This is a genomic window from Brevibacterium iodinum ATCC 49514 (assembly GCF_900169265.1).
GTDB classification, from domain to species: Bacteria; Actinomycetota; Actinomycetes; order Actinomycetales; family Brevibacteriaceae; genus Brevibacterium; species Brevibacterium iodinum.
In genome coordinates, this window is record NZ_FXYX01000009.1 from 15,894 (window position 1) to 29,286 (window position 13,393).

Annotated in this window: 9 protein-coding genes; 4 read left to right on the forward strand and 5 right to left on the reverse strand. The window is 66.7% G+C overall.

Annotation, left to right across the window (positions count from 1 at the left end):
* The 5 genes from BI49514_RS08095 to hutU form a co-directional block, all read right to left on the reverse strand.
* Entirely contained in the window at positions 1 to 1,410 is a 1,410-nt protein-coding gene (locus BI49514_RS08095; RefSeq protein WP_101545922.1) for a formimidoylglutamate deiminase, read from the reverse strand.
* A complete protein-coding gene (locus BI49514_RS08100) occupies positions 1,407 to 2,681 on the reverse strand; it encodes an allantoate amidohydrolase (RefSeq protein ID WP_101545924.1) in 1,275 nt (424 codons plus the stop codon). The genes BI49514_RS08095 and BI49514_RS08100 overlap by 4 nt, the downstream gene beginning before the upstream one ends.
* 43 nt (positions 2,682 to 2,724) lie before the next feature.
* Positions 2,725 to 4,401 carry a histidine ammonia-lyase gene (hutH, locus tag BI49514_RS08105; RefSeq protein WP_101545926.1) on the reverse strand — a complete coding sequence of 559 codons (1,677 nt, stop codon included), beginning with the start codon at positions 4,399 to 4,401 and terminating at the stop codon, positions 2,725 to 2,727.
* A gap of 115 nt (positions 4,402 to 4,516) precedes the next feature.
* The gene (gene hutI / locus BI49514_RS08110; RefSeq protein WP_101545927.1) at positions 4,517 to 5,788 is read right to left on the reverse strand and encodes an imidazolonepropionase; all 1,272 of its coding nucleotides are present in this window, start codon (positions 5,786 to 5,788) and stop codon (positions 4,517 to 4,519) included.
* Positions 5,789 to 6,261: 473 nt separating this feature from the next.
* Positions 6,262 to 7,983, reverse strand: coding sequence for a urocanate hydratase (hutU, locus tag BI49514_RS08115; RefSeq protein ID WP_101545929.1), 1,722 nt, complete (start codon positions 7,981 to 7,983; stop codon positions 6,262 to 6,264).
* Between the two features lie 301 nt (positions 7,984 to 8,284).
* Here hutU and BI49514_RS08120 point away from each other — a divergent pair, with 301 nt between their 5' ends.
* The 4 genes from BI49514_RS08120 (at position 8,285) to BI49514_RS08135 (ending at position 13,331) form a co-directional block, all read left to right on the forward strand.
* Positions 8,285 to 9,178, forward strand: coding sequence for a LysR family transcriptional regulator (locus BI49514_RS08120; RefSeq protein WP_101545931.1), 894 nt, complete (start codon positions 8,285 to 8,287; stop codon positions 9,176 to 9,178).
* 268 nt (positions 9,179 to 9,446) lie between these two features.
* The gene (locus BI49514_RS08125) at positions 9,447 to 10,670 is read left to right on the forward strand and encodes an acetyl-CoA C-acetyltransferase (protein ID WP_101545933.1); all 1,224 of its coding nucleotides are present in this window, start codon (positions 9,447 to 9,449) and stop codon (positions 10,668 to 10,670) included.
* Between the two features lie 234 nt (positions 10,671 to 10,904).
* Complete coding sequence (locus tag BI49514_RS08130; RefSeq protein WP_101545935.1) at positions 10,905 to 12,101, forward strand: CaiB/BaiF CoA transferase family protein; 1,197 nt, start codon at positions 10,905 to 10,907, stop codon at positions 12,099 to 12,101.
* A 93-nt stretch (positions 12,102 to 12,194) separates the two neighbouring features.
* On the forward strand, positions 12,195 to 13,331 hold the full coding sequence (locus BI49514_RS08135) for an acyl-CoA dehydrogenase family protein (protein WP_101545937.1): 1,137 nt from the start codon (positions 12,195 to 12,197) through the stop codon (positions 13,329 to 13,331).
* The last annotated feature ends 62 nt before the right edge of the window (positions 13,332 to 13,393 follow it).

The window sequence follows — 13,393 nt, forward strand, 5'->3', positions numbered from 1 at the left end:
TCAGTCCTCCATCTCCAAGGCGGCGAATGCCTGCCGGTAGAGGTCCGCGATATCGCCGAGCTCGGCATGCACTCCGTCGCGCACGCGGACCCTGCCGCCGCTGACGGTCAGGTGCACATCGCTCGCGCTGGCCGTGAGGATGATCTGCTCGTCCAATGACCCCAAAGTGCGCATACTGTCGGTGCGCAGGGCCACGAAATCGCAGGCCTTGCCGACCTCGAGGGCGCCGACCGGCAGGTCGAGGCTGTGCGCCCCGCCTGCGGTGAGGGCAGTGATGAGTTCAGCCGGAGAGAACCTTCCGCGCTGGCCGGAGCGCAGTCGCTCCCCCGCCTCGAGGCCCTGGGTTTCGCGGAGGGCATCGAGGACGACGTGCTGGTCGGAGCCGAGCGAGATCACAGCACCAGCATCGGCGAGCTCGCGGGCCGGGCCGATGCCGTCGGCAAGGTCCGCCTCGGTACAGGGACACATGACGATCGTCGACCGATTGCCGCCGAGGATCGCAATGTCCTCGTCGCTGAGATGAGTGGCATGGACGGCCGAGAGTCGTTCGTCGACGACTCCGGAGCGGGCGAGCACCTCGGTGGGGCTGGCGCCATAGGCCTCCTGGCACGCTTCGTTCTCTGCCGGCTGCTCGGACAGGTGCACGTGCACGGGTCCGGTCAGTTCGGCGAAACGCGGCAGATTCGCTGCCGGGACCGCGCGGATCGAATGGATCGCCGCTCCGACCTGGACGAAGCTCTCACCTGGAGCGTTGACGGGGAATTCCTCGGCGAACGTATCGATGAGGTCCGCGTGCCGGTCCATGTATCCGTCGATCGTGCCATCGCCGAATCGGGCCTGTTCGGCCGAGAGCTCAGCGTCGATGGCACCGGTGAGGTAGCACGTGTCGAGCAGTCGGATTCGGATCCCCGCCGAGGCGGCCGCCCGTGCCAGCGCCCGTTCCATCGCGTGAGCGCGAGAGGAATCGAGTACGCCGTCAGAAGCGTCTTCCGCGTCCCCGCAGGGACGCTCACTGCCGTACGGTGTCCCGTCCTGTGCGTGGTGGACATAGTGGAACTCGCCGACCGAGGTGTATCCGCCAGCGAGCATCTCGGCGAAGACGGCGCGGGCGACGGATTCGTACGATGCAGGATCGAGTTTCGCTGCGACGGAATACATGACTTCGCGCCACGTCCAGAACGTTCCGCCGTCACCGTGGGTGCGGCCGCGCAGCATGCGGTGGAAGGCATGGGAATGAGCATTGACCCCGCCGGGCAGGACGAAGCCAGGAACCGCCTCGGCGTCGGAGGGTGCGGTGTCGATTCCGGTTTCGACGGCGGTGAGTGTGCCGGTGTCGTCGGCGGTCAGCAGCACCCCGTGGGCGGTCGCCCCGTCGACCCAGGCGGATTCGCACCAATAGCGGGTGCTCATCGTGCACCCCCTGCCGTCGGACCACCTGCAGCGCTGGCGGCGAATGCCTCTTCGATGCGGAGTTCGCGGGCCAGCACCTTGGCCAGAGCCATGACCCCGGCGCGCTGGTCATCGGCTTCGCAGGCTTCTTCCGGAGCGTGCGAGACGCCGGTGGGGTTGCGCACGTAAAGCATCGCTGAGGGCACATGCGGGGCAAGGATTCCCGCATCGTGTCCGGCGCCCGAGGGCAGCAGCGGAGCATCCGGCAGCACCGAGGTCAGCCGTGAGTTGAGTTCAGCGGTGAACAGGGTCGTCGGCGAATAGGACTCTTGGGAGATGGTCACCTCGACCCCGGAGTCGGCGCTGTGCACTTCGGCGCGTTGGCTGATCGCCTCGAGCACCTGTTGGACGACGGCATCGTCGGGGTGGCGAATGTCGAGCCAGAAGCTCATGGCCGAGGCGATGACATTCGTTCCGCCCGGGTGGATGAGGGTGCGACCCACGGTCGCCACGGCACCCGCGTCAGTGGCGGCCGTTAGGGTCGGAATATCACCGATCACACGGGATGCGGCGACAACGGGGTCGGCGCGATGGCTCATCGGCGTCGTCCCCGCATGGTTGCCCTGGCCCGAGAACGCGAAGTGCCAGCGGCCGTGACCGATGATCGACGACCCGATGGCAACGGCCTGGTCAGTGTTGATCAGACCGATGCCCTGTTCGACATGGAGTTCGATGAAGGAACCGATTCCGGCCAGCCGAGACTGGTCACGCCCGATCCGTTCAGGGTCGAGGCCATAGCCACGGGCGACGTCGGCGAAGGTGTCGCCGGCAGCGTCCTTGAGCCCGAGCGCCCGGTCGACCTCGATGGCGCCGGTGAGCAGACGGGAGCCGAGGCAGGCGACGCCGAAGCGTGAGCCCTCTTCCTCGGGGAACACGGCCAGGGCCAGTGGCCGAGCGGCTTTCTCAAGAGCGCCCGATGCCTTGAGTTCATCGAAGGCCGCGAGCGCCGAGGCGACACCGAGGGGTCCATCGAACTCACCACCGCCGGGGACGGAGTCAAGGTGGGAGCCGGTGACGACGGCATCGTCTCCGGGCGGAGTGGCCCACGCCCAGGTGATGCCGTTGGCGTCGATCTCCGTGTCGAGGCCGCGGCGGGCCGCTTCGGCGAGGAACCAGTCACGCAGGTCCCGCTCGACGGCAGAGAATCCAGGCCGCTGGTAGCCGGGTCCGCGGGTATCGCGGCCGGTGCCCTCGATCTGGCGCAGCAGTGAGACGACACCGCTTGTGCTCATGTCACTCCGTTCACTCTCAAGTGGGACTGATCCCGAGCCGGATTCAGTTCTGGCGGGTGGTGGCGGCCGCGGTGCCCGAGGCTTCAGCGGCGGCGTCGAGGTTGCCCAGTGCCGTGAACTCGGGATCGTCGACGGCGGGTCCTCCGCCGACCGGCTGCCAGGTTCCGGCCGCCTCGGTGACGGTGTGGGTCAGCGGGGTGACCGACTCAGCGGCCGCGACGAGGGATCCGTCCTTGACCTTCGCGATGGTCTCGGCGAGTTCGGGCGAGAGGAAGCGGTCGGGGCCGGGCCCGGGCACGGTCTCACGGATGGCCGCGATCACGGCGCCGGTCACCGGCGCCGGGGCCGCCTCGCGCATATCGCAGGCGCGAGAGGCGGCGTAGAACTCGATGCCGATGACCGAAGCGAGGTTGTCGACGACCTTCCGCAGTTTGCGTGCCGCTGACCAGCCCATGGACACGTGGTCTTCCTGCATGGCGGAGGACGGGATCGAATCCACCGAGGCGGGGCTGGCGTTGCGCTTGGCCTCGGAGACCATGGCCGCCTGCGTGTAGTGGGCGATCATCAGTCCCGAATCGACGCCGGCATCATCGGCGAGGAATGGGGTGAGATTCTGATTGCGGGCGACATCCATCATCCGGTCGGTGCGGCGTTCGGACATCGAGGCGACGTCTGCGGCGACGATGGCGAGGAAGTCCAGGGCATGGGCCAGGGGCGCACCGTGGAAGTTGCCGTTCGAGGACACCATTCCGTTGGTGAGCACCACGGGGTTGTCGATGGCGGCACGCAGTTCGCGTTCGGCCACCTGGGTGGCGAAGGCGACGGCATCGCGAGCGGCACCGTTGACCTGCGGGGCACAGCGCATCGAATACGCGTCCTGAACGAGGTGGGTGGAGTCACGGTGGCTGGCGGTGATGTCCGAGTCCTTGAGCGAGGCGAGCATGTTCGCGGCCGAGGCGGCCTGACCGTCATGCGGGCGCAGTGCGTAGTGGAGCTCGGGGGCGAATACGGCGTCGGTGCCGAAGAGTCCTTCGATGCTCATGGCCGCCGACACGTCGACGGCAGTGAGCAGGTTCTCCAAGTCGGTCAGGGCCATGATGAGCATGCCGAGCATGCCGTCGGTGCCGTTGACGAGAGCGAGGCCTTCCTTCTCGGCCAATGTCACCGGGGTAATTCCGGCGGCAGCGAGGATCTCGTCGGCCGGCCCGGCCACTCCGTCGGGTCCTTCGGCCACGCCTTCGCCCATGACTACGAGTGCGCATGCCGACAGTGGTGCGAGGTCACCGGAGCAGCCGAGCGAGCCGTACTCGTGGACGACCGGAGTGATACCGGAGTTGAGCAGGTCGACGTAGGTCTGGAGGACTTCAGCGCGGACGCCGGCCCGACCGGTGGCCAGGGTGCGGGCGCGCAGCAGCATGAGGGCGCGCACGACCTCGCGTTCGACGGGTTCGCCGACGCCGGCGGCGTGGGAGCGGATGAGGGACTTCTGCAGCTGGGTGCGCTGTTCGGCGGGGATGTGGCGCTGCGCGAGCGCGCCGAATCCGGTCGAGACTCCGTAGACGGGCTTCTCCGCCTGAGCGAGGGCGTCAATGGCCTCGCGGTACTTGTTCACCCGGGCCAGGGTGGCTTCGGACAGGGAGACCTTCGCGTCGTTGCGGGCGACGTCGACCACCTCGGCGAAGGTCAGCGTATCGGGGTCGAGATCGATGAATGTGGTCATCGTGTGCCTTTCTGTAAGTGCGTCAGTGTGATGTCTGAGTCGTGGATGAAGTTCTCATACGCCGGCGCCGAGGTGGTTCCTCGCCGTCGACGCGCTGTGCTCGTGCGTAGGTGGTTCAGTCGCGGGGTCGATTGTCGACGATGAGCTCACCGCCGGAGTAGACGCGTTCGACCAGCTGCACACCGGGCCGGTAAGCCAGGTGGCGGTAGCTGGGTGCGTCGAGGATGGCCAGGTCGGCGCGGGCCCCCACTCCGAGGTGGCCGACATCGGTGCGCTGCAGGGCGTTGGCGCCGCCGGCTGTCGCTGCCCACACCGCCTGTTCGACGGTGAAGTGCATGTCCCGGACGCCGATGGCGATGACGAACGGCATGCTGTTGGAGAACCCTGACCCGGGATTGCAGTCGCTGGCGATCGCAAGCCGCACTCCCGCGTCGACGTAGCGGCGCGCATCCGGGTAGGGCTGGCGGGTGGAGAATTCGATGCTCGGCAGCAGGGTGACGACGGTGCCCGCCTCGGCGAGGACGGCGAGGTCCTCATCGGAGGCGAAGGTCGCATGGTCGACGGACACGCAGCCGAGTTCCGCGCCGAGCTTGAGCGCCCCGCCTTCGGTGAGCTGATTGGCGTGCAGCCGCGGTTTCATGCCAACGGCTCTGCCGGCTTCGATGATCCGCCGCGCCTGGTCCTCAGTGAAGGCACCGGTTTCGCAGAACACGTCGATCCACTTTGCCTTCCCGGCCGCGGCCGGGATGATCTCGTCGATGACGAGGTCGACGTAGCCTTCCGGGTTCTCTTTGAATTCAGGCGGGACGACGTGCGCGGCGATGAGGGTCGATTCCTCGGTGTGCCGGTTGATGATGTCGAGTGCCTGGATCTCGTCGGGCACGGTCAGCCCGTAGCCGGATTTGATCTCGAACGTCGTCGTTCCCTGCCGCTTGGCCTGATCGAGCAGGTGGACGAGGTTCGCCTCGAGTTCGGATTCCGTCGCTGCGCGGGTGGCGGCCACGGTAGTGGCGATGCCCCCGGCCGAGTACTTCTGCCCGGCCATCCGGGCCGCGAATTCCTCGGACCGATCACCGGCGAAGATGAGGTGGTTGTGGCTGTCGACGAAGCCGGGGATGACGGCTTTGCCGCCGAGGTCGATCGTTTCGAGTCCGCTGAGGTCATTCGCCGAGGTCACTTCCCCGTTGGCGATGTCATCGTCGTTCAGATTCGGTCCGGCACCCTCACCGAGGTAGTTCTGCACCGCCGTGTCCGCCTGTGCGGACGGCCCCGACCAGACGATCCGACCGTTGTCGATAAGCAGCGCGGCATCGGTGATGATGCCCAGCTCGCCGAGGGTGTCGAGGTCGTTGACGACGAGTTCGCTGATGCCGGTGATGAGCTGCATGGCGAGTCGGGCCTTTCCGATCGAGAATGATTCCCTCTCAGTATGGACCGCTCGGTGGAGGGGCAGAACCTCTCCCGCAGATAATTGTCCGATATTTCGGACAGTGGGTGAGGGCAGCTGCCTGGCACGAAGAGGTTCAACGCCACCGCACGCGATCTGCCGTCCGGCGCAACAGACCAGCGGTGCACGCGATCTGCCGACAAGCAGAGCGGCGGCGCACCTCGCGACTCGCGGTCGGCAACCGCCCGCGGCACACAAAAAGTCGAGCAGCACTGTTTCAAATCAGTGCTGCTCGACTTTTCTCGAGCTATTCGGCGCCCTTACTGCAGCGCGGATTCCACGTTTGGTACACCCTGTCCTGAAATGCCCACCGAGGAACGTGAGCAATTCAGAACAGCCCGTACCAAAGTGCCCGCTTCAGCCGCGACCGCGCCCGTCGACGCAGCGCCCGTCGACGCGACGCCGCAGACTGCTCACTGTGCGGCGGATTCCTCGTCACGCTTGTCGAGCTCGGGGATCATCGGCACGCGCTGACCGCGCTCCTCAGCCACCTCGGAGGCGCGCTCGTAACCGGCATCGACGTGGCGGATGACGCCCATGCCCGGGTCGTTCGTGAGCAAGCGTGCCAGTTTCTGAGCGGCCAGCTCGGTGCCGTCGGCCACGGAGACCTGTCCGGCGTGGATGGAGCGGCCGATGCCGACGCCGCCGCCGTGGTGGATCGACACCCAGGTCGCCCCCGAGGAGGTGTTGACCAGGGCGTTGAGCAGCGGCCAGTCGGCCACGGCATCTGTGCCGTCGAGCATCGATTCGGTCTCGCGGTAGGGGCTGGCGACGGAACCGGAGTCGAGGTGGTCACGGCCGATGACGATCGGGGCCGAGATCTTGCCTTCGGCCACGAGCTGGTTGAACAGCAGACCGGCCTGGTGGCGTTCCTTGTATCCGAGCCAGCAGATGCGGGCCGGCAGGCCTTCGAACTCGACGTATTCGTTGGCGGCGTCGAGCCAAGTGTGGAGGTGTTCGTTGTCGGGGAAGAGCTCTTTGAGAGCCTGGTCGGTGACCTCGATGTCCTTCGGGTCGCCCGACAGAGCCACCCAGCGGAACGGTCCGAGTCCCTCGCAGAAGAGGGGGCGGATATAGGCGGGGACGAAGCCCGGGAATTCGAAGGCACGGTCATAGCCGGCTTTGCGAGCTTCGTCGCGGATCGAGTTGCCGTAGTCGAAGACCTCGGCGCCGCGATCCTGGAATTCGACCATGGCCTTCACGTGCTTGGCCATGGATTCTTCGGCGCGGATGGTGAACTTCTCCGCATCCTGCTCGGCCTCTTCGTGCCAGTCGTCGACGCTCACGCCCACCGGCAGGTAGGACAGCGGGTCGTGGGCCGAGGTCTGGTCGGTGACGATGTCGACTTCAGCAGCCTCGGGGCGGTCGAGGATGAGCGGGAGGATCTCCGCGGCGTTTCCGACGAGTCCGACGGACAGGGCCTGCTTGTTCTTCTTCGCTTCGATGACCTTGGCAAGTGCGGTGTCGAGGTCGGTTTCGACTTCGTCGAGGTAGCGCTTGCCCTTGCGGCGATCGAGGCGGGTCTTGTCGACGTCGATGATGAGGCAGGCGCCGCCATTGAGGGTCACGGACAGCGGCTGGGCTCCGCCCATTCCGCCGCAGCCGGCGGTGATGGTCAGGGTTCCGGCGAGGGTGCCGTCGAAGCGCTTGCGGGCGATGGCGCCGAAGGTCTCGTAGGTGCCCTGGAGGATGCCTTGGGTGGCGATGTAGATCCAGGACCCGGCGGTCATCTGGCCGTACATCATCAGGCCTTCGGCTTCGAGCTCGCGGAAGTGCTCCCAGTTGGCCCAGTCTCCGACGAGGTTGGAGTTGGCGATGAGCACGCGCGGGGCCCATTCGTGGGTGCGCATGACGCCGACGGGCTTGCCCGACTGGATGAGCAGGGTCTCGTCGTCCTCGAGGTCGTCGAGGGTGCGCACGATCGCATCGTAGGCTTCCCAGGAGCGGGCGGCGCGACCGGTGCCGCCGTAGACGACGAGGTCCTCGGGACGTTCGGCGACCTCGGGGTCGAGGTTGTTCATGAGCATGCGCTTTGGTGCTTCGGTCTGCCAGGACTTCGCGGTGATCTCGGTTCCGCGGTCGGCACGGATGACGCGGGACGGGTCGTGCTGGGTGAACGACGGCTTGGTGGTCATGGGATTCTCCTTGTCGCTGTGTCCGACAACGCGGATACTGGTCTGCGGGTTCGGCAGGAAACCGACTATCGGCCCGTCCTGCGCTGTCTGCTCTGACTACACATCCCATTCTGGCGGCTGGAGAGGATCGCGGAAGTGGTCCGGATCAAGTTCTGTCCGATATTTCGGACGCGCTCGAGTATGCGCCGCACACCCCATTGCCGACCGCTATAAAACAGCTCAGGCATTGATTACCCAGCATGCAATAATGATGGCCACCCGCATGTCCGACCGCTCGAACGCCTGACGAGGGAGATCGTCCATGGAGCTGCAGCAGATCCGCGCCTTCGTCGCAGTCGCCGAGGAACTCCACTTCGGCCGCGCCGCCGAACGCCTCGGCATGGCCCAGCCCCCGCTGAGCCGCACCATCCGCTCTCTGGAGACCGACCTCGGCGCCTCCCTGTTCCAACGCACGACCCGCTCGGTCAGCCTCTCCCCCGCAGGCGAGGCCCTGCTCGAGCCGGCCAAACACATGCTCGCGACCCAGCAGGCCGCGATCGAATCCGTCCACCGCTCCTCCAGCGGTGAGGTCGGCCGGGTTCGCTTCGGGTATTCGCACCCGTCTTCCCGCGACCTGGCAGCCACCCTCGTGGCCGCCTCACACGAACGCAGTCCGGGAATCACCTTCCACCTCGAGTCGACCGTCTATGCCGACGAGGGTCTCGAGAGGATCATGGACGGCACGCTCGATCTCGCCCTTGTCCGTTGGCGCCGGCGGCCCCCGCTCATCGCCGGACGCCCCGTCGCGATCGAGCGCCCCTGCGTCGCCATGCCGAGTTCGCACCGACTGGCGAAGCGAAAGAAGATCGGCGTCGCCGAGCTCGCCGATGAGCCCTTCGTCCTCCTGCCCGCGCGGCCGAATTCGAACCTACGCGAGACCGCCATGCGCCTGTGCCTCGATGCCGGGTTCAGTCCGCGCACGGTCCAGGAAGCCCCCGACTCGCAGTCGATCTCCGCGCTCGTGGCCGCCGGGATGGGCGTGACGATCACGTTCGACTCCGTCGCCGCCGGCTACGATTCGCGGGTCTCCGCGGTGCCGCTCGACCTGCCGAATGAGGCCACCCAGCTGCACCTCGCGTACCGCCTCGACCAGCAGGATGCAGCCCTGAATACGGTCCTCGATGTCGCCGAGACGGTCCTGCCGACCGTCCGCTGAGCTCGGCCGGTCTCACCGCCGTTCGGAAAACCTCCACGTCCGTCGCCGACGCGACCGACCCCACCTTTGTTCGCCGCCCACGCGCCCGCCGACCATCTGATGCGCGTCCGGATACCCATTCATTGAGACGACCTCTTGTCTCGGGCGATCTATTCAGTTATGTTCATAAATCAGAATGTATTGATATCAGCATCGGCAGTGATGCCGAAGGGATCGATGCCCCACCGCCGCGGCAGGAGGGCTCGATCACAACCCAAAGGGAGACTCCGTGTCCGAAGACATCGTCATCTGCGAACCTCTCCGCTCCCCCGTGGGCGGATTCGGCGGACAGTTCAAGGACGTTCCACATGAGGAACTCGGCCGGCAGGTGCTCACCGCGCTGCTCGAGAAGACCTCCCTGCCCGGTGACGTCATCGATGATGTCGTCCTCGGCAACTGCTATCCGCACATGGAGACTCCGGCGATCGGCCGCGTCGTCGCCCTCAATGCGGGACTGCCGATCACCGTTCCCGGCCGCCAGGTCGACCGTCGCTGCGGCTCCGGCCTGCAGGCGATCGCCGACGCCCACGCGATGATCTCAACCGGCTTCGCCGACCTCGTCGTTGCCGGCGGCGTCGAGTCGATGAGCCGCGCACCGTTCTTCAACGAGGACATCCGGTGGGGTGTCAAGGGCGGCAACATCGAGCTCAAGGACGGTCTCGTCCGCGGCCGCCTCACCGCAGGCGGCAACGACTACCCGGTGCCCGGCGGAATGATCGAAACCGCGGAGAACCTGCGTCGGGAATACAAGATCTCACGCGAGGACCAGGACGCCTACGCGGTCGAATCGCATCGTCGGGCCGCCTCGGCGACGGAAGAAGGGAAGTTCGCCGACGAGATCGTGCCGATCACGCTGCCGGCCACCCGGAAGACCCCCGAACAGGTCATCACGACCGACGAACACATCCGCCCCGGCTCGACGGTCGAGAAGCTCGCGAAGCTCAAGCCGATGCTCGGGAAGTCCGACGATGAGTCCACGGTGACCGCGGGCAATGCCTCGGGCCAGAACGATGGTGCCGCCCTGTGCATCGTCACCACCGCGGCCAAGGCCGCCGAGCTGGGTCTGCGGGTCTTCGCCCGCATGCGCAGCTGGGCGGTGGCCGGAGTGCCGCCGAAGACGATGGGCATCGGTCCGGTCCCCGCGACCGCGAAGGCACTGCAGCGTGCGGGTCTCGAACTCGGCGATATCGACCTCATCGAACTCAACGAGGCATTCGCGGCGCAGGTGCTCGCCTGCACGACCGAATGGAAGCTGTCCGAATCCGACTTCGCCGAGCGTCTCAACGTCAACGGCTCGGGCATCTCACTGGGCCACCCGGTCGGCGCGACCGGTGGCCGCATCCTCGCCACCCTGCTGCGCGAGATGGATCGCCGCGAATCGCGCTACGGCCTCGAGACCATGTGCATCGGCGGCGGTCAGGGAATGGCCGCCGTCTTCGAACGCGTCGCCTGAGACTCACCCCTCCTGAGCCTGATCTTTTCAAGGCAGAACTGAGTTCCGGACGTTCCGTGCGGGAACAGACACCCATTTCCCGCACGGAACGTCCGGAACTCTCCTCGACTCCGGCGACCGAGACCGTCGCGACTCCAGCCCAGCCCAGACTGCGTACCCGTCCGTCCGACACCTCGGACGAATTCCGGGGAGACCCCGTTGTCTTCGCCCAGGTGAGCGCCGAGGATGAGGATCATGAACGCAACGAAGCAGCTGCTGACCGGGGTTCGGGTCGCCGATTTCTCCCGAGTCCTCGCCGGTCCCTACGCCACGGCGATGCTCGCCGACCAGGGCGCCGAGGTCATCAAGATCGAGATGCCCGGCCACGGAGACGATTCCCGACATCTCGGACCCTTCACCGATTCCGGGTCGACGTACTTCACCGGACTCAACCGCGGCAAGCGCTCGATCGAGGCCGATCTCAAGGACCCGGAAGACCACGCTCACCTGCTCGACCTCATCACGACCTGCGATGTCGTCGTGGAGAACTTCCGTCCCGGAGTCGCCGCAAAGCTCGGCTTGTCCTATGAGGACCTCAGGGCCGTGAAGCCCGATATCGTCTACGCGTCGATCTCCGGCTTCGGGCAGGCCGGCAGCCAGGCGGGACGTCCCGCCTACGACACGGTCATCCAGGCCCTTAGCGGCCTCATGGCCTCGACCGGCTTCCCCGACGGCTCCCCCACCCGAGTCGGAGAATCGATCGCCGACGTCTCCGCCGGAGTCTTCGCCGCCTTCGGCATCTCGTCGGCGCTCTTCCACCGGAAGATGACCGGCGAAGGCGCCCATATCGACATCCCGATGCTCGACGTCATGCTCGCCATGCAGCCGACGAACGCCTCCATCCACTCCGCCGGATCCGCTCCCACCCGGGTCGGCAACCGCCACCCGGTCTCGGCGCCCTTCGACACCTACCGCGCAGCCGATGGGCTGCTCGTGATCGCTGTGGCCAACGACCGACTCTTCGGCACGCTTGCCCGCACCCTCGGCAAACCGGAACTGGCCACCGATCCGCACTTCGCCACCGACGGGCAGCGGTCGGAGCACGCCGAAGCGCTGCGCGTCGAGATCGAAGAGTTCACCCGCAGGCGCACCGTGACCGAGCTGTGCGAGATCTTCGATGCCGCCGGGATCCCGAATTCCCCCGTCCTCGACTACGCCGAGGCGGTCGACGGACCGATCGGCGCCGACCGCGGGCTCACCGCCGCCGACCCTCGCACCGGCCATGCCTACCTCGGCCATCCGCTCCTCGTCAACGGAGCGCGGCCCGCGTCCGTGCTTCCGGCGCCCCGCCTCGGCGAGCACAATGCAGACTTCGCCGAGGCGGGGCGGACGAAGCCGTCGGACCCAACGGATTCGACGGACTCGGCCGAACCGACCGAGTCGGCGAACTGAGCCGCGGGCCGAAGGATTCGGCTCCTCCCGCGGACGCCTCCCTCCACGCACATCCTCTTCACCTCACGATCACCCCACCTCCAAGGAGCACTCATGGCCTTCGACATCACCGCCGACGAACAGGAACTCGTCGACGCCGTCGCCCAGATCAGCAAGGACGTCCTCGCCCCGCAGGCGGCCTCCGCAGACGCGAACGAACGCGTCTCCGAGGAAACCCTGAAGACCCTCGCCGAGGTGGGGGTCATGGGGCTCAACCTGTCCGAGGAATTCGGCGGACCCGGAGTCGGATCGGTGGCGATGAGCCAGATGGTCGCCGCCATCACTGAGGCGTGCGCGTCGACAGCGTCGATCGTCACCGCGCAGTTCCTCGCCACCGATTCGATCCTCCTCGGCGGCACCGACGCCCAGCGCGAAGCGTGGCTGCCGCGGGCCGCTGCCGGCGAGGTCATCGGAGCTTTCGGACTCACCGAGCCGGGAGCCGGGTCCAACCCGGCAGAGATGTCGACGAAGGCCACACGGGTCGACGGCGGTTGGCACCTCAAGGGCACGAAGTGCTTCATCACCAACGCCGGCTTCGCGGACTTCATCATCGTCTACGCGAAGACCGACGTCGATGCCGGCCACAAGGGAATCAGCGCATTCATCGTCGACACCGCGGCCGCCTGGGCGGGGTTGGACTTCAATCCCCCGGAGAAGACGATGGGTCTGCGGGGAAGTCCAGTCTACGAGTTCGTCATCGACACGATCGTGCCCGAGGACGCCCTCCTCGGGGACGCAGGTGAGGGCTTCACCACAGCCATGCGCGTGCTCGACCGTGGTCGCATCGAGGTGGCTGCGATGAGCCTGGGAATCGGCAAGGCCGCCCTCGACGCCGCCGTGGCGTGGGCGGGCGAGCGCAAGATCAGCGGGAAGCCGCTGGGCCGCCTGCAGGGCATCGCATTCAAGCTCGCGGACATGTACACGAAGTACCGGTCGGCGTGGCTGCTGACGATGGATGCCGCCGAACAACGCGACGCCGGAGTGGACTTCACCCGCTCCTCGGCGACGGCGAAGCTCGCCGCCTCCGAAGCCGCGGCCTTCATCGCCGACGAAGCCCTGCAGATCCATGGCGGCTACGGCTTCACCAGGGACTTCCCGCTGGAGCGCTATGTCCGCGATGCCCGGATCTACCGCATTTACGAAGGCTCCTCGGAGATCCAGCGGACGATCATCGCGCGCTCTCTGTCCTAACCAGTCGGTTGAAACAAGCCGGAGAATCCAGCGAAACAGAACAGAAATCCGTCCGAGATTAC